At 43.7% G+C, this 14,858-nt stretch carries 14 protein-coding genes; 12 read left to right on the forward strand and 2 right to left on the reverse strand.

The features are described from left to right. Positions 1 to 297: 297 nt before the first annotated feature. Both argB and A3KS_RS0107400 read left to right on the forward strand, forming a co-directional pair. Complete coding sequence (argB, locus tag A3KS_RS0107395; protein WP_026394372.1) at positions 298 to 1,167, forward strand: acetylglutamate kinase; 870 nt, start codon at positions 298 to 300, stop codon at positions 1,165 to 1,167. 9 nt (positions 1,168 to 1,176) lie between these two features. After that, positions 1,177 to 2,349 (forward strand): acetylornithine transaminase, encoded by a 1,173-nt coding sequence (locus A3KS_RS0107400; RefSeq protein ID WP_026394373.1) that lies wholly within the window; start codon positions 1,177 to 1,179, stop codon positions 2,347 to 2,349. A gap of 198 nt (positions 2,350 to 2,547) precedes the next feature. Here the strand turns inward: A3KS_RS0107400 and A3KS_RS0107405 are convergent, their stop codons facing one another. Then, the gene (locus tag A3KS_RS0107405) at positions 2,548 to 4,026 is read right to left on the reverse strand and encodes a sensor histidine kinase (RefSeq protein WP_026394374.1); all 1,479 of its coding nucleotides are present in this window, start codon (positions 4,024 to 4,026) and stop codon (positions 2,548 to 2,550) included. Beyond that, positions 4,013 to 4,690 (reverse strand): response regulator transcription factor, encoded by a 678-nt coding sequence (locus A3KS_RS0107410; RefSeq protein WP_026394375.1) that lies wholly within the window; start codon positions 4,688 to 4,690, stop codon positions 4,013 to 4,015. Before A3KS_RS0107410 ends, A3KS_RS0107405 begins: the two co-directional genes overlap by 14 nt. Positions 4,691 to 4,916: 226 nt before the next feature. On the opposite strand from A3KS_RS0107410, the gene A3KS_RS0107415 reads away from it, so the two are divergent. The 10 genes from A3KS_RS0107415 to A3KS_RS0107460 all read left to right on the forward strand — a co-directional run bounded on the left by A3KS_RS0107415 (position 4,917) and on the right by A3KS_RS0107460 (position 14,796). Further along, complete coding sequence (locus A3KS_RS0107415) at positions 4,917 to 5,585, forward strand: response regulator transcription factor (RefSeq protein ID WP_026394376.1); 669 nt, start codon at positions 4,917 to 4,919, stop codon at positions 5,583 to 5,585. Between the two features lie 18 nt (positions 5,586 to 5,603). Next, positions 5,604 to 6,899 carry a sensor histidine kinase gene (locus A3KS_RS0107420; protein WP_026394377.1) on the forward strand — a complete coding sequence of 432 codons (1,296 nt, stop codon included), beginning with the start codon at positions 5,604 to 5,606 and terminating at the stop codon, positions 6,897 to 6,899. Between the two features lie 157 nt (positions 6,900 to 7,056). Continuing rightward, positions 7,057 to 7,521, forward strand: a complete 465-nt coding sequence (gene trmL / locus A3KS_RS0107425) for a tRNA (uridine(34)/cytosine(34)/5-carboxymethylaminomethyluridine(34)-2'-O)-methyltransferase TrmL (RefSeq protein ID WP_186894430.1) — start codon at positions 7,057 to 7,059, stop codon at positions 7,519 to 7,521. A 101-nt stretch (positions 7,522 to 7,622) separates the two neighbouring features. Then, positions 7,623 to 8,723, forward strand: a complete 1,101-nt coding sequence (locus tag A3KS_RS0107430; protein ID WP_026394379.1) for a lysylphosphatidylglycerol synthase transmembrane domain-containing protein — start codon at positions 7,623 to 7,625, stop codon at positions 8,721 to 8,723. Between the two features lie 27 nt (positions 8,724 to 8,750). Next, positions 8,751 to 9,593: a fumarate hydratase gene (locus A3KS_RS0107435; RefSeq protein ID WP_026394380.1), complete on the forward strand. Its 843-nt coding sequence runs from the start codon at positions 8,751 to 8,753 to the stop codon at positions 9,591 to 9,593. A gap of 1 nt (position 9,594) precedes the next feature. Next, positions 9,595 to 10,158, forward strand: coding sequence for a Fe-S-containing hydro-lyase (locus A3KS_RS0107440; protein WP_026394381.1), 564 nt, complete (start codon positions 9,595 to 9,597; stop codon positions 10,156 to 10,158). An 11-nt stretch (positions 10,159 to 10,169) separates the two neighbouring features. Further along, positions 10,170 to 11,426, forward strand: a complete 1,257-nt coding sequence (locus tag A3KS_RS0107445) for a pyridoxal phosphate-dependent aminotransferase (RefSeq protein ID WP_026394382.1) — start codon at positions 10,170 to 10,172, stop codon at positions 11,424 to 11,426. 92 nt (positions 11,427 to 11,518) lie between these two features. Next, the gene (locus tag A3KS_RS0107450) at positions 11,519 to 12,532 is read left to right on the forward strand and encodes a LacI family DNA-binding transcriptional regulator (RefSeq protein ID WP_026394383.1); all 1,014 of its coding nucleotides are present in this window, start codon (positions 11,519 to 11,521) and stop codon (positions 12,530 to 12,532) included. Between the two features lie 11 nt (positions 12,533 to 12,543). Next, positions 12,544 to 13,530 carry a lipoate--protein ligase gene (lplA, locus tag A3KS_RS0107455; RefSeq protein ID WP_026394384.1) on the forward strand — a complete coding sequence of 329 codons (987 nt, stop codon included), beginning with the start codon at positions 12,544 to 12,546 and terminating at the stop codon, positions 13,528 to 13,530. Between the two features lie 99 nt (positions 13,531 to 13,629). Further along, positions 13,630 to 14,796 (forward strand): TraB/GumN family protein, encoded by a 1,167-nt coding sequence (locus tag A3KS_RS0107460; RefSeq protein ID WP_026394385.1) that lies wholly within the window; start codon positions 13,630 to 13,632, stop codon positions 14,794 to 14,796. Positions 14,797 to 14,858: the final 62 nt, after the last annotated feature.

A 14,858-nucleotide genomic window follows, 5' to 3' on the forward strand; every position in this document is an offset into this window, starting at 1 on the left:
AATTTGTCACTCCTTAAAATTATTGCAATGGATAAATACCAGTTTGACTCATTGCCTATTCAATCTACTGTGGTGTGACACGAACGTACTGTGGGACAGCAGTTCAACCTGCATAAAACGAACGCTGCGAATGAGGAGCCGGTTATCAGTCTTTTTTACGGACGCGAAGTCCAAGAAAGGCAGACGATATACCTATTGCTCTTACATTCTAACAGCTTAAGCAACAAGATGGATAATGTCCTAACTGGTTGTTAGGTACTATGACCATAAATATATTGTAGTAGAAAAGAGTATTAAATGGAAAAATATATTGAAAAGGCCAAGATTCTGATTGAAGCCTTGCCCTATATCCAACAGTTTAAAAAGAAAACCATGGTCATTAAATATGGCGGTAGTTTTATGTATGACGAGGCCCGAAAACAATCGGTCATGGATGATATTTCGCTGATGCGGCTGGTTGGTATCCGTCTGATCATTGTTCATGGCGGCGGCAAAGATATTTCCGGGATGCTTAATGACCTCGAGATCCAAACTGAATTTGTGGAGGGTCTGCGGATCACCAATGAAAAGGTCGTCGAAATTGCCGAAATGGTCTTATCCGGAAAAATCAACAAGGAAATTGTACAGCTGCTCCAGAACCGGGAAATGAACGCCGTCGGGCTTTCTGGCAAGGACGGCGGGATGATCAAGGTTAAGAAGAAATTTATCAATAATCTGGACATCGGTTTTGTCGGAGATATTATCCGGGTCGATAACCGGCTCTTGAATACGCTGTTAAAAGACGACTATCTGCCGGTGATTGCGCCGATTGGCACTGATAAAACCGGCCAGAGCTATAACATTAATGCTGACCATGTGGCCTATGCCATTGCCAAAGCGATGAAGGCCGAAAAGCTGATCTATCTCACCGATACCGATGGGGTCTATATGGATCCGGATAACCCGGATTCGATTATTCGGCGGCTATTTGCTGAAAATGTGCCCAAGCTGATTGAAGAGGGGATTATCTCCGGTGGAATGATTCCCAAGGTCGAAAACAGCGTCGACGCCTTGAACCAGGGGGTCAATTCAGTACATATTTTAGACGGCAAGGTGGAACACTCGATGTTACTGGAGCTGTTCACTGCTGCCGGGGTGGGGACGATGATTCGACGTTCCATTATTTAGGAGGACAATATGGATTTAATAACACGAGGAAACAAGGTGATCATGGAAACCTATAAGCGTTTTCCATTGGTCTTTGATAAGGGTCAGGGCTGTGTCCTGACGGATAATAATGGCAAAGAATATCTGGATTTTGTGGCTGGGATTGCTGTCGATGCCTTGGGGCATTCCCATCCGGGTCTGCTGGCGGCGATGCAGGCGCAAATGGAAAAACTGGTTCATATTTCCAATCTTTACTGGTCCGAACCGGGAATTGAACTGGCCGAAATGCTGACTAAAGCCAGCGGGCTGGACAAGGTTTTCTTTTGCAACAGCGGGGCGGAAGCCTGTGAAGCGGCCTTAAAACTGTGCCGGGTTTACGGCAAGCTCAAGAAAAATAAGGAAGCCGTGGAAATCATTGCCATGCAGCAGTCCTTCCATGGCCGAACCTATGCTGCGATTACCGCCACCGGTCAGCCAAAATACCAGGAAAACCTGGAACCGCTGATGCCGGAAATCTCACATGTGCCTTACAATGATATCGGCGCCCTGAAGGCTCAGATCAGCCCTAAAACCTGCGGCATTATTTTAGAACCGATTCAGGGCGAAGGGGGAATATATCCTGCCGGCCCGGATTATTTAAAAGAAGTCCGGAAAATTTGTGATGAACAAAACATCGTGCTGATTTTTGATGAGGTGCAAACAGGCATCGGCCGTTCGGGAAAACTGTTTGCCTATCAGCAATACGGAGTGGTCCCGGATGTGGTGACCATGGCTAAAGGCTTAGGGGGTGGGGTCCCCATCGGCGGCATTATTGCCAAAGATCACGTGGCCGAAGTTTTTACCCCGGGTACTCATGCTTCCACCTTTGGCGGCAATCCATTTGTGACAGCCACGGCCAAATATGTCATTGAAACCCTGACCGCACCAGGATTCTTTGAAGCGGTGGTTGAAAAAGGGGACTATCTGAAAACTAAACTGGAAGCGTTGAAAAAAGTCCATCCAACCATTAAAGAGGTTCGCGGGATGGGACTGATTGTGGGGATTCAGATTGATGCTGATCTGGGGGCCATCGTTGCCAAAGCGATGGAAAAAGGCTTACTACTGATCACCGCCGGTAGCAATGCGATCCGTTTTGTGCCACCCCTGGTGGTTACCAAAGCCGAAATTGATCAGGCTGTTCAGATTTTTTCTGAATGCCTATAAAAATAAAACAGGGCGATCTGCCCTGTTTCAGACTGTCAAAAAAGATAACCTAGTACCGACAATTGTTACATCATGTTGTACGCATCGGAGCGGACACGGCAGAGCCTGTCCGATTCCGCGGCGTACAACAGATTAACAATTGGTCGGTACGGTAGTTTATCGACAACCTCAAACGGGGCGATCTGCCCCGTTTTATTTTTAATGTTTTTTCAATAAAATGGTAGCCTGGGTGCCCTTGTTTAATTCACTGGTAATGACCAGTCTACCGCGATGAATACTGATGATGCTGTCAATAATTGATAAACCGAGGCCGGAACCGCCAGTGGATCGGGAACGATCGCTGCTGATGCGGTAAAAGCGTTCTTTGATTTTTTCAAGTTCGGAGGGGGGAATCCCACAGCCTGTATCGCTGACTATGATTTCATTCATGGTTTTGCTGTGGACTCGACAGCTCAGGGTGATGGTTCCGCCAACCGGAGTGTATTTGCGGCTATTGTCCAGCAGACCCCGAATGGCCTGAATTAACAGGCCTTCATTACCTCGGACAAAGGCATGATCACAGGATTCCATGATGTATTGGTGGTCCGGATCGATCATTTGACACTGAAAGAATATTTTTTCCAATAACGTCGAAACATCCAGAATAATAAAATCTTCATCAAAATAATTATTTTCAATTCGCGTAATCAACAGTAAATCTTCGACCATCTTATTCATACCCTGAATTTCATCCCGAATCGCCTCGATCGATTCATCCCGGAGCTGGGGATCGTTTTTGCCCCAATCCGATAAAATATCGATATAGCCCTGTATGACTGTCAGGGGAATCCGCAGCTCATGGGAGGCGTCAGAAACAAAGCGTTTCTGGTTATTAAAAGCCGACTCCAGTTTTCTAATCATTTGATTCAGAGACATGATCAGCTGATCCAGTTCATCCTTGTTTCCGGTTTCTTCGATCCGGACATTGAGGTTGTTTTCGGTAATGTTTTTGGCTGTTTCGGAAATTTCTATCAACGGTTTCAGGGTTTGTTTGGTACCATAAATACCGATCAGGATAATTGCAATCATTCCCAGAATGCTGATAGCGATCATCAGGACAAACAAGGTGGTCATAAACACGTAACTGTCATTAAGGTTTTTGATAATTTGCAGATAGATAATATCGCCGTCCTCAAGAACATAGTAAGACCCCAGATAATAGTATTCGATCTGGTTGTAGCGCAGGGAGTTGACCGAGATCATCTGATTATTATCGTCATTAAAACTGAACTCGAATAAATGAAAATTGTATTTTTCCAGATTTTCAGCAACCAGCAGATCAGTCAGAATTTCCGAGGACTGATAAATATTGCCCTGGGTGTCTTTGAGCTGATAGGCAATCAGGGAGTTGTCTTTAACATAGGGGTACAACTTATCAGAAATGAATTCCAGTCGCTGGTCCGCTGGTAAACTTAGCAGAGTGGCCATGTTTTCATCCAGGGTATTGATGACATAATTATTAAACCGGATCATCGTCGATTTGCTTTCGTTTAAAATAAGCTGTTGCGAAAAAAAGAACACCATTAAAAACGAAAGGGTCAGAACAGCGGTGAGGGCCAGAATAAAAAAGAAAACAATGCGGTGATAAATTTTCAACGGCTTTTTGCGACCCGGGATATTCAGCTTATCGAACCACATAGCCTCGCCCCCGAACGGTCTGGATCAGTTTTTCATCAAAATCCCGGTCAATTTTGTCGCGCAGATATTTAATATAAACATCAACAATATTATCCCCACCGTCATAATCAAAGCCCCAGACCTTGTCCAGGATCTGTTCCCGAGACTGAACCAGATCATGGTTGAGGACGAGATAATAAAACAGATCAAATTCGGTCCGGGATAAGCTTATTTCCCGGGATTGGCGTTTGACGCTGAAGGAGTCCAGATCGATTTCAATGTCTTTAAAAACCAGATGGGTGTTCAGTGCTGCTTCCGGCGTGTTTTTCCTTATATTGGCTTTGATCCGGGCCAGCAGCTCGTCAAAATTAAAGGGCTTAGTCACATAATCATCGGCCCCTAATTCAAAACCAGTTACCACATCGTTGGTATCATCCCTGGCGGTTAACAGGATAATCGGCAGGTGATGATTCTGGGCTTTGATATATTTGAGAACATCATAACCGGAGACTTCCGGCAGCATAATATCAAGTAAAATCAGATCAACGGCTGGGTTTTGGTGATAGGCTTCAATCCCTTCCCGACCGGTAAAAGCCTTAACCGTTTCAAAGCCTGCATGCTTAAGTTGCAGCTCGATGATCCGGGATATTTTCTTATCATCTTCAATAATAAGTATTTCTTTCATGAGGAACCTCCATAACCAATCGATAAGTTGAAAAACAAAAGCAATACCAACAATGACTTGGGGGTCAAACCCTTGTCAAAATAAATTAACAAGTGGTCGGTATGGTAGTTTTCAATTATTTTAAAATAATATCATAGTTTCCTTGTTTTATATAGCTTTAAGATTTCAGATCTATAATTAGACGTTAGCTTATAATCAAAATTCAAAATATGGAAGGAGTCGCTTTATGCGTATACTATTTGTAGAAGACGAAAAGAAAATAACCGATGCACTCCAGGAATTATGTAAAATACAAAACATCGATTGTGACATTGCCAACGATGGGGAGGAAGGTCTGTTATTTGCACTAAACCCTATTTACGATGTCATTGTTTTAGATATTATGCTGCCGATCAAAAGCGGGATCGAAATTCTGCAGCAGATCCGCGACCAGGGCATTAATACCCCGGTGCTGATGCTAACCGCAAAAGGGACCATTGATGATAAGGTCAAAGGCCTGGATTTGGGCGCCGATGACTATTTGATCAAGCCATTTTCAGCCAAAGAACTGTTTGCCCGGATTCGGGCCCTGGGCCGCCGCCCGGATCATGGGATCAAGGGCGAAACAATCGTCTTTGAAGACGTCAGCTTCAATACCAAAAAAAATATCCTGCAAACCGAAAACAAGGAATTCAAACTGTCTGTTAAAGAAGCGAAGATTCTGGAAATGCTGTTAAAACGGCCCAATCAGGTTTTCACCCGCGAACAGATTCTGGATCGGGTGTGGGGGTTTGATAAAGAAGTCAATGAGAATAATATTGAGATCTATGTTCATAACCTCCGTAAAAAAATTGTTGATACGCAGGTTAAAATTGATACCATCCGAGGGGTAGGATATACGCTTGGGAAAAAATAGGTTGGAGAGTTAAGGCCCATGTTTAAAGAAATTAAGCGAAAAATTACCTTGTTCAATACCCTGATCCTGGTTATTTTCATGTTTATGTTTATCTTTCTCCTGGGTTTTTTAGTGAACTGGAGTCTTACGCTTTCCGGAGAAATGTATTTGACAACGGTGGCCAAGGAAATCATCTCAAACAACGGCCAAACAACCGCTCAACCGATCAATTCCGGGGATTCGGTTCATGATAAATTTGGTTATCAATTTATTATGTGGGACAGCAGCCACGTTGTTAAATCGATGAAGGTAGAAGACCGCAATTTGATTATGATGGGTTACGAGCTGGCCATTAAGAAAAATGAAACCCCGCAGTTTAATCTGCTGGTCTCGGAAAATGTCGAGTATCGGGTGTATACCTTGCCATACTCCAATAATTCCAACGACTATGTACTCCAGGTCTTTCAGCAAGTATCGACTGAACGGTCCATTATAGCTTATGTTATTTCATTTTTGTTTTTAATTGGGTTAGGGTCCATTGCTGTGCTGATTCCGATCTCTTATTTTCTGGCCGGGAAATCGCTGCAGCCGATTAAAGATACCTTTGAGGATCAGAAAAAATTTATTGCCAATGCTTCCCATGAGCTGCGAACCCCGCTGACGGTTATCCAAACCAATGTTGAGGTGCTAAAGCTCAAAGAGGATGAACAGATCAAGGATAACATGAAGTGGCTGAACAACATTGCCAGCGAAGGGGAAACCATGGCCAAACTCATTTCGGAGTTATTGTTGCTGGCCCAGGCCGAAAATCAACGGCTGGCTATTGATAAGGAGCTTTTTGATTTATCTTCCATGTGTCAGCAAATGGTCGAGCTGATGACTGAATTGGCCAACGAAAAAGAAATAGAACTTAGTGAGAACATTTCACCCGGGATCCAGTACCGGGGGGATGAAGAACGACTCAAACAGGCAGTTCGGATTTTAGTGGATAATGCCATTAAGTACACGCCGATGGGTGGAAAGGTGCAATTATGTCTGGTCCAGGGAAAACGACACCTGGTTATCGAGGTTAAAGATACCGGAATCGGGCTTACCGAAGAAGAAAAGGCAAAAGTGTTCAGCCGTTTTTATCGGGTCGACGACGCCAGAAACCGGGAAACTGGGGGTGTCGGGCTGGGGTTAAATATTGCCGACTATATCGTTAAAAAACATAATGGTAAAATTAAAATTGACTCGATTCCCAACAAGGGCAGCACCTTTTCGATTGTTTTACCCAAAAGTAATCAAAAGCCGGATTCAAAGAAGAATAATATTAAAGGGGATACCCTTCAATAAAATGATTAATAAACATAACCAGTAATAAAAGTTCAATTTCTTTGTTGGTGTTAAGAGCACCCCGGATTTCCGGGGATGATCTTAAAAAAAGAAAGAAATTGGGCTTTTTTTCGATTATAATAAAATATGCAAATAATTTTAATGAAAAGGAATAAATATGAATATTTTACTGTATCAACCAGAAATTCCCCAAAACACCGGAAACATTGCCAGAACATGTGCATTGACAGAGACGAATCTTCATTTGATTAAACCGTTGGGTTTTTCATTGGACGAAAAACATTTGAAGCGGGCTGGCCTGGATTATTGGGAGCTTGTCAATGTGAGCGTTTACGATTCATTCGATCAGTTCATGGAAAAAAATCCCGAGGCAAAACTTTATATTTTAACGACCAAAGCCACCAAATTTTATCACCAGATTGAATATGATCAGGAAGCATTTCTGATGTTTGGGAAAGAAACTGCCGGAATTCCCCCGGAAATTCATGAAGCCCATCCCGATAACCGGTTCCGTATCCCGATGCGAAATCATGAAAAGGCCCGTTCTCTGAATCTTTCGAATGCTGTTAACATTGTCTTATATGAAGCGCTACGACAACACGAATTTCAGGGATTGATTTAGTATGAAAATTCATGAAAATTTCATGAAAATAGCTGAAAATTACATTACTTTACCATAACAGTGTGTTATAATTAGTTCAATTGAAATTAGGATGGTACACAATGGATCAAGCAGGAAGTAAAGAAAAGTTTTGGAAATCAGAATTTTGGAAAAAATACTCGAGCTATTTGTTCTTTGTTTTTTTAATCAGTGCAACAGCAATTGTGATCTTAACCCAAGTTGATCCGGAAACCTTTATAAGAACAATTAAACAGGCCAATGGTTATTTTCTCATTCTTGGAATTGGTTGTGTTTTTGGCTATTGGATATTAGAAGCTTATATGTTGTTAAAGCTGATGCGGCGGGATAATCCCAGTGAGACCTTTCATTTTGCCTGGACCGTGACAATGATCGGCCAGTATTATAATCTAATCACTCCCAGTGCCACCGGAGGACAGCCCCTTCAGCTCTATGAAATGTCCAGAAAGAACTATGGCTTTGGTTCGGGTACGGCAGTGCTGGTACAAAAATATGCATTGTATCAAGTGACGGTCACATTTCTGGCCATCATCGCTACAATACTCAGTATTACGACATTGCATCAGAGTTTGGATGCGGCCAAATGGCTGATTGGGATTGGCTTAATTGTGAACGTAGCCGGGGTGGTGCTGATATTTATCCTGGCCTTTAACGCCAATGCCGCAAAAGGAATTATGATGGCCTGCGTGCGGCTTTTATTAAAGCTTCGTATTTTAAAAAATGCGGAAAAATATGTTGAAAAGGTCAATCACTTTATCAAAGAATACCAGCTTGCCATCGATGCGCTGAAGAATCATAAAATGCAAACTGCAAAAATGTTTGTTGTTTCAATTTTACAGATCCTGATCTTTTACTCAGTCAATTACTGCGTGTATCGTTCATTGGGATTAAATGAAACCAACGCCATTACGATCATTTCACTTCAGGCGATTCTTTATGTGGCGGTAGCCTTTGTACCGACGCCAGGAGCCGCCGGAGGTGCAGAAGCAGGGTTTTTACTTTTATTTGGACCGATTTACGGCCCCGGCAATACAGCGGTGGCGATGATCCTGTGGCGTCTGATCACCTTTTATTTCGTCATTCTCTTTGGCGGAATCTATCTTTCCATCCACTCCATTAGAGTTGGAAAAGATAAAGCGAAGCAAATTGAAAAAGAGTGTGATGATCAAGTGGATAGCCTATAGAAAATCATTAAAAATAAGGAGAGTGCAGTGAAGAAAATTGGAATTCAGCAGATTATCGATCATGTGGCTGAAATGTGTATTGAAGCCAATACCTTTTTATCAGCAGATATGATGGAAGGTCTGCATCGGGCAAAGGGGTCAGAGGAATCAGAAAATGGCAAAGAGATTCTGGAAACCATGCTTTGTAATTTCGAAGTAGCTAAAAATAAAAATATTCCCATTTGCCAGGATACCGGCATGGTTGTGATGTTTGTCACTTTTGGGCAGGATTTGACCATTGTCGGGGGAAGTCTTGAAGAGGCCCTCCAGGCTGGCGTTGCCAAAGGATACGAGCAAGGCTATCTGCGGAAATCCGTTGTCGCCGATCCTTTTATTCGAACCAATACTGGGAATAATACCCCGGCAGTGATTCATTATCAGGTTGTGGCTGGTGACGGTTTAAAAATAAAAATCTTGCCCAAGGGCTTTGGTAGTGAAAATACCAGTGCGCTGAAAATGCTGAAACCTTCAGATGGTATGGCTGGCGTTAAAGAGTTTGTCCTCCAGACGGTGGAAACCGGCAGTCCCAATGCCTGTGCCCCAATTGTCGTCGGCGTTGGGGTTGGTGGCACGATGGAAAAAGCGGCGATTATGGCAAAGGAAGCCTTAAGTCGGCCGTTAGGAAAACATAATCCGCTGGGGCATATTGAAGCCTTGGAAGATTACCTTTTAGAAGCCAGTAATGCCCTGGGCATCGGGCCGATGGGGCTTGGCGGAATTAACACCGTGTTGGGCGTCAATGTGGAAGTCTTTCCGACCCATATCGCCGGCTTGCCGGTGGCGGTTAATATAACCTGTTACGTTAATCGACATGTGGAAAGGGAATTATAAAATGGCTGTTGTTGAGATCAAAACACCTTTAGATAAAAAAACCAGAAAGAAATTAAGAGCCGGCGATCATGTGCGGATTTCCGGGATCATTTATACAGCCCGGGATGCGGCCCACAAACGGATGATGGAAGCCCTGGAAAAGGGACTGCCTTTACCCATGGATTTTGCCGATGAAATTATTTACTATGTGGGTCCCTGTCCGGCGAAGCCCGGGGAAATTATTGGTTCAGCCGGACCAACAACCAGCGGTCGGATGGATATTTATACTCCAGAGCTGCTGGATCGCGGGCTGGCCGGTATGATTGGCAAGGGCAATCGCAGTGAACGGGTTATCAATAGCATGATGAGCAATGATGCGGTTTATTTTGCCTGTGTCGGTGGCGCCGGAGCGTTATTGCAGGACTGCATCAAGTCAGTTGAAATAATCGCCTATGAAGATCTGGGTACCGAAGCGATCCGAAAAATAGAAGTCGAAGATTTTCCGGCGATTGTCGTCATTGACACCCTGGGGAACAATTTATACGAAACTGAAAGAAAAAAATTTACAAATAAACTATGGATTTAGTGGGAGGAAACATGAAAAAAGCAGAAATGGTTATTGAAACGTCGTTGCGGGAGGGTGGTACCGACCCGATCTTCAGAATTGCTGGAGAAGCAGCAAATCGTACTAAAGAATTGGGACCGGAGGCTGTCATTAATTCAACCATCGGAGCTCTGATGGATGACAATGGCGAATTGGTGACATTCAAATCAGTTTATGATACATTGAAAGGTTTGCCGAATAATCTGATTGCTGATTACTCAGGACTGGCTGGTCAGCCGGATTTTTTAGAAAAAATTACGGAAGCTTGTTTTAAAGACTGTAAACCGGAAGGTTATATCCGGGCTGTTGCAACTCCCGGCGGAACTGGTGCGGTGCGCCATTCGTTTTGCAACTATACCCAGTTGGGCGACACGATTTTACTGACCGACTGGTATTGGGCAGCCTATGCCACTATCGCCGATGAAAATCACCGAAAGGTAACCACCTTCCCACTTTATAATGAAGCAGGCGGATTCAATTTAGAAGGCTGGAAAAAAAGCATGCTGGAGTTACTGGAAAAACAACAGCGCGTTTTAACCGTTCTCAATACCCCAGCTCATAATCCCACCGGCTATACCATTTCACTGGAAGAATGGGAAGCGATTAAGACCTTTGTTACCGAAACAGCCAAGGCTCAGCCTGAGTCCAAAATTATTCTGCTGGTAGATCTGGCTTACATTGATTTTGCCGGCGAAGGAGATGAAGCCCGCCAGTTTATGAAAATGCTGACCGGGATGCCCAATAACGTGTTGACTCTCTACGCATTCAGCTGTTCAAAGGGGTATACCATGTATGGACTGAGAAACGGTGCCATTCTTTGTGTGGCACCCACCGAAGAAATCGCCAGTGAATTTGCCAATGCCTGTACCTATTCCAACCGCGGCAATTGGTCAAATGGCACCCGAGGTGCAATGGAAACCATCACTAAAATTTTCAATAATGACGAATTGTATAATCAGGCCATGGCTGAACAGAGCTTCTACAAAAGTATCTTAAGACGTCGGGCCGCCGCCTTTGTAGAAGAAGCCCAAAAGATAGGTCTGGAAATGGTTACCTACTGTGACGGATTTTTTATCAGCATTCCCTGTGATAAACCAAAAGAAGTCAGCAGTCATTTAATGGAAAAAAACACTTTTGTTGTCGCATTGGGAAAAGGTCTCCGCTTTGCACCCTGCGCCGTGTCAGAAGAAAAATGCCGCCGTTCGCCCCAGTTAATCCTGGAAGCTATCAAAGAGGTGGAAGGCTGTTAATAATCGGCCGATAAATAAGTGATTGCGGATTAAAAGTTGCTGACGGCAGCTTCGCAATCACCTATTGTTTATGAAATTTGAAAGGTAAAGAGATGAGAGTAAAAATAGTAGATGTTGCCAGAGAAGCAAACGTTTCCGTTGCAACAGTATCCCGAGTTGTCAATAATATTCCCTTAGTAAACGAAGAAACAAAGGAACGGGTATTGGAAGCTATCAAAAAAACCGGTTACAAACCCAATGCCATTGCCAGAAGTCTAAAAATTCAAAAAACGAATACCATGGGGATTATGATCCCAGATATTACGAATCCCTATTATACCGAGATCGTCCGTGGGGCCGAAGATGTTTGCGGTATCTATCATTACAACATCATTTTGAGTAATACCGATTTCGATCCAGAAAAAGAAAAAAAATCACTGAATGTATTGGTCGAAAAACAATGTGACGGGATCATCTACGTCGGCAAAGATCTCAGTGCGGAAATGCAGGCCGAACTGATTGACGCTCCCAGCGAAGTCGTTTTAGGCTGTATTCCCGATGATAGCGGATTTCTCAGCGGGGTATTAATTAATAATGAAACAGCGGCTTACGAATTAGCCATGGAACTAATTAAAATGGGCCATAAAAAATTCATGCTGTTTTTCGATGAATTGGAAGAAGGCTATATTTATCAGGAACGAAAAAAAGGTTTTATCAAAGCATTTGAAGAAAATAACATCGAATTTGATGACAGCCGTATCCTAAGAGAAAAGCTGAGTCTTTCCGGCGGTTACACGATGATGCAGGAAGCCATTAATACAGGGGTCGATTTCACCTGCGTGTTCTGTTTTAATGATCAGACCGCGCTGGGGGCGATTCGCTGTGCCGAAGAGATGGGCAAGAAAATTCCCGAAGACATCAGTATCTGCGGCTTTAATAATTTCTGGATTGCCGAATGGACCAGACCACAGATTACGACGGTGGCCCAACCGATGTACGACATCGGAGCGATTGCCATGCGGATGTTGATCAAACTTTGCGAAAAAGACGGCGACCGAACCGTGAAAAATGTTTATGTACCGCACGAGGTTCATATTCGGGGTTCGGTAACAGAAATAAAGAAATAACTGGGCTTTTCATGAAATACATCGATTGGAAAGAAACCGATCCACAAATAAATCTGGCCTTTGAAGAGTATGTGTTTAATCAAATGGATAAAGACGAGAGCTATTTTCTGTTGTGGCAAAATGATAATGCCGTCATTGTCGGAAAACACCAGAATACCATTGAGGAAATCAACCAGGAGTATGTCAGGGAAAAGGATATTAAGGTGGTCCGCCGACTTTCGGGGGGCGGGGCAGTTTACCATGATTTGGGAAACCTGAACTTCACCTTTATTGTCAACGATCATGGTCAGGAACAATTTGATTTCCAGACCTTTACCCGGCCCCTGGTGGAGGCCCTTAAAACCCTTGGCGTCAATGCCGAATTTAACAGCCGCAATGATATTGCCATCGATGGAAAAAAGTTTTCCGGCAACTCCCAGTATGCAAAAAGAGGACGGATTCTTCACCACGGCACGATCTTGTTCAATTCAAATCTGGCGACCATCCAGAGTGCCTTAAAAGTAAAAAAGGATAAGATTGAATCCAAGGGGATCAAATCGGTTAAAAGTCGGGTCACTAACATTTCTGACTATCTGGATGAAGAGTATACGCTGGATGATTTCAAAACGGCGTTGCTGAAAGCGATGTTTGAAAATGATAATCTGGAAACGATCACGCTTTTAGAGGAAGAGATCCAGGCCATCGAACAATTAAAAACAGAAAAATATGCAACCTGGGATTGGAATTATGGAAAATCCCCCCAATATAATCTGAGAAAAGAACGAAAGTGTGACTTCGGCTTGATCACAGTCCTACTTCAGGTTGTCAAGGGTGAAATCAAAGAGATTCATTTTTATGGCGATTATTTTGGCAATGGGGATATCCAAGAACTGGAAGCCCTGTTTACAGGGATCAAGCCGACTGAAGAAGCCTTGCTGGAAGTATTGAAAAATATTGAACTGGCCGATTATATTAATGGACTGGATTCAAAAACATTAATTGATTTAATTTTATATTAAACTCAGCAATTAGGCGTTAGAAGAGCTGGTCAGCGTGATTGATTTTGGATCATACTGCGCTGACCAGTTTTTCTGTTGGGCCTGAAGAAAGGAAGTTCATTGGAATCAAATATTACACGGCTTAATTATAATGGCAAAGAAATTATTTTAATTGGTACGGCTCACGTTTCCAAAAACAGTGTCGATGAAGTCCGGGAAACCATAACAGCGGAGCAGCCTGATTCCATCTGTATCGAACTCGATCAACAGCGGTACGAAGCGATCAACCAGAAAGACAAATGGTCTAATACCGATCTGGTTCAGATCATCAAAAGCAAACGGGCCGGTTTTATGTTTGTTAATATTCTCTTGTCCAACTATCAACGCAAGCTTGCCGAGCAGTTCGGGATCGAATCCGGTCAGGAAATGATGGAAGGGATCGCCTGCGCCAAGGAGTATGGCGCGGAACTGGTATTGGCTGACCGCAGCATTCAGATTACCTTCAACCGGATCTGGCGGGGCTGCAGTTTATGGGAAAAGGTCAAGGTGCTTTTTTCGATTGTGCTCAGCGTGGTGGATGATGAAGAAATTACCGAAGAAGATCTGGAAAACCTGAAATCTGATGATATGCTGACCGCCGCTCTTTCAGAAATGGGTTCGGCTTTTAAAGGTGTTAAAAAATATCTGGTCGATGAGCGGGATCAGTACCTGGCCTATAAAATCAAGAACGCCCCGGGAAATAAGGTTGTCGCCGTCCTTGGCGCTGCCCATGTGCCGGGGATTAAAGAAGAAATATTTAAAGAACAGAATATTGCGGAGTTGGAGGTTGTTCCCCCTAAATCCAATGTCGGCAAGGTGATTGGCTGGATGATCCCAATCATTCTGCTGGCGCTGATTGTGGTGACCTTTATTGCCAACCCCAGTTCCGGTTGGGAGCAGGCCAAAACCTGGATCCTCTGGACGGGTCTGTTGGCGGCGTTGGGAACGCTGCTGGCTGGCGGGCATATCCTGTCGATTCTGACCGCGTTTGTGGCAGCACCGATTACGACGCTCCATCCGTTGCTGGCCGCGGGATGGTTTGCCGGAATGACCGAAGCTCATTTCCGGAAACCAAAGGTCGAAGATTTTGAATCACTGCCCAAAGATCTTGGCAGTATCAAAGGTCTCTGGCGGAATAAGGTTACCAAGGTGTTGATGGTGGTCGTTTTTGCTAACTTGGGAAGTAGTATTGGCACCTGGTTGGGCGGACTCAACATCATCGGAATTTTCATCAATACCTTTTCATAAGAAGTGAATAAAGCTTCTCACAGATCGTTTAAATATGCATTGGGTTTTAAAAAAACTTGTTA

The sequence above is a fragment of the Acetobacterium malicum subsp. dehalogenans DSM 11527 genome, from assembly GCF_000472665.1.
Classification (GTDB): domain Bacteria; phylum Bacillota; class Clostridia; order Eubacteriales; family Eubacteriaceae; genus Acetobacterium; species Acetobacterium malicum.

Coding starts and splice junctions, on each gene's coding strand:
- A3KS_RS0107405 (WP_026394374.1), bottom strand. CDS start 4,026: ATGTGGTTCGATAAGCTGAATATCCCGGGTCGCAAAAAGCCGTTGAAA.
- A3KS_RS0107420 (WP_026394377.1), top strand. CDS start 5,604: ATGTTTAAAGAAATTAAGCGAAAAATTACCTTGTTCAATACCCTGATC.
- A3KS_RS0107445 (WP_026394382.1), top strand. CDS start 10,170: ATGAAAAAAGCAGAAATGGTTATTGAAACGTCGTTGCGGGAGGGTGGT.
- A3KS_RS0107430 (WP_026394379.1), top strand. CDS start 7,623: ATGGATCAAGCAGGAAGTAAAGAAAAGTTTTGGAAATCAGAATTTTGG.
- A3KS_RS0107415 (WP_026394376.1), top strand. CDS start 4,917: ATGCGTATACTATTTGTAGAAGACGAAAAGAAAATAACCGATGCACTC.
- lplA (WP_026394384.1), top strand. CDS start 12,544: ATGAAATACATCGATTGGAAAGAAACCGATCCACAAATAAATCTGGCC.
- A3KS_RS0107440 (WP_026394381.1), top strand. CDS start 9,595: ATGGCTGTTGTTGAGATCAAAACACCTTTAGATAAAAAAACCAGAAAG.
- argB (WP_026394372.1), top strand. CDS start 298: ATGGAAAAATATATTGAAAAGGCCAAGATTCTGATTGAAGCCTTGCCC.
- A3KS_RS0107410 (WP_026394375.1), bottom strand. CDS start 4,690: ATGAAAGAAATACTTATTATTGAAGATGATAAGAAAATATCCCGGATC.
- A3KS_RS0107400 (WP_026394373.1), top strand. CDS start 1,177: ATGGATTTAATAACACGAGGAAACAAGGTGATCATGGAAACCTATAAG.
- A3KS_RS0107450 (WP_026394383.1), top strand. CDS start 11,519: ATGAGAGTAAAAATAGTAGATGTTGCCAGAGAAGCAAACGTTTCCGTT.
- trmL (WP_186894430.1), top strand. CDS start 7,057: ATGAATATTTTACTGTATCAACCAGAAATTCCCCAAAACACCGGAAAC.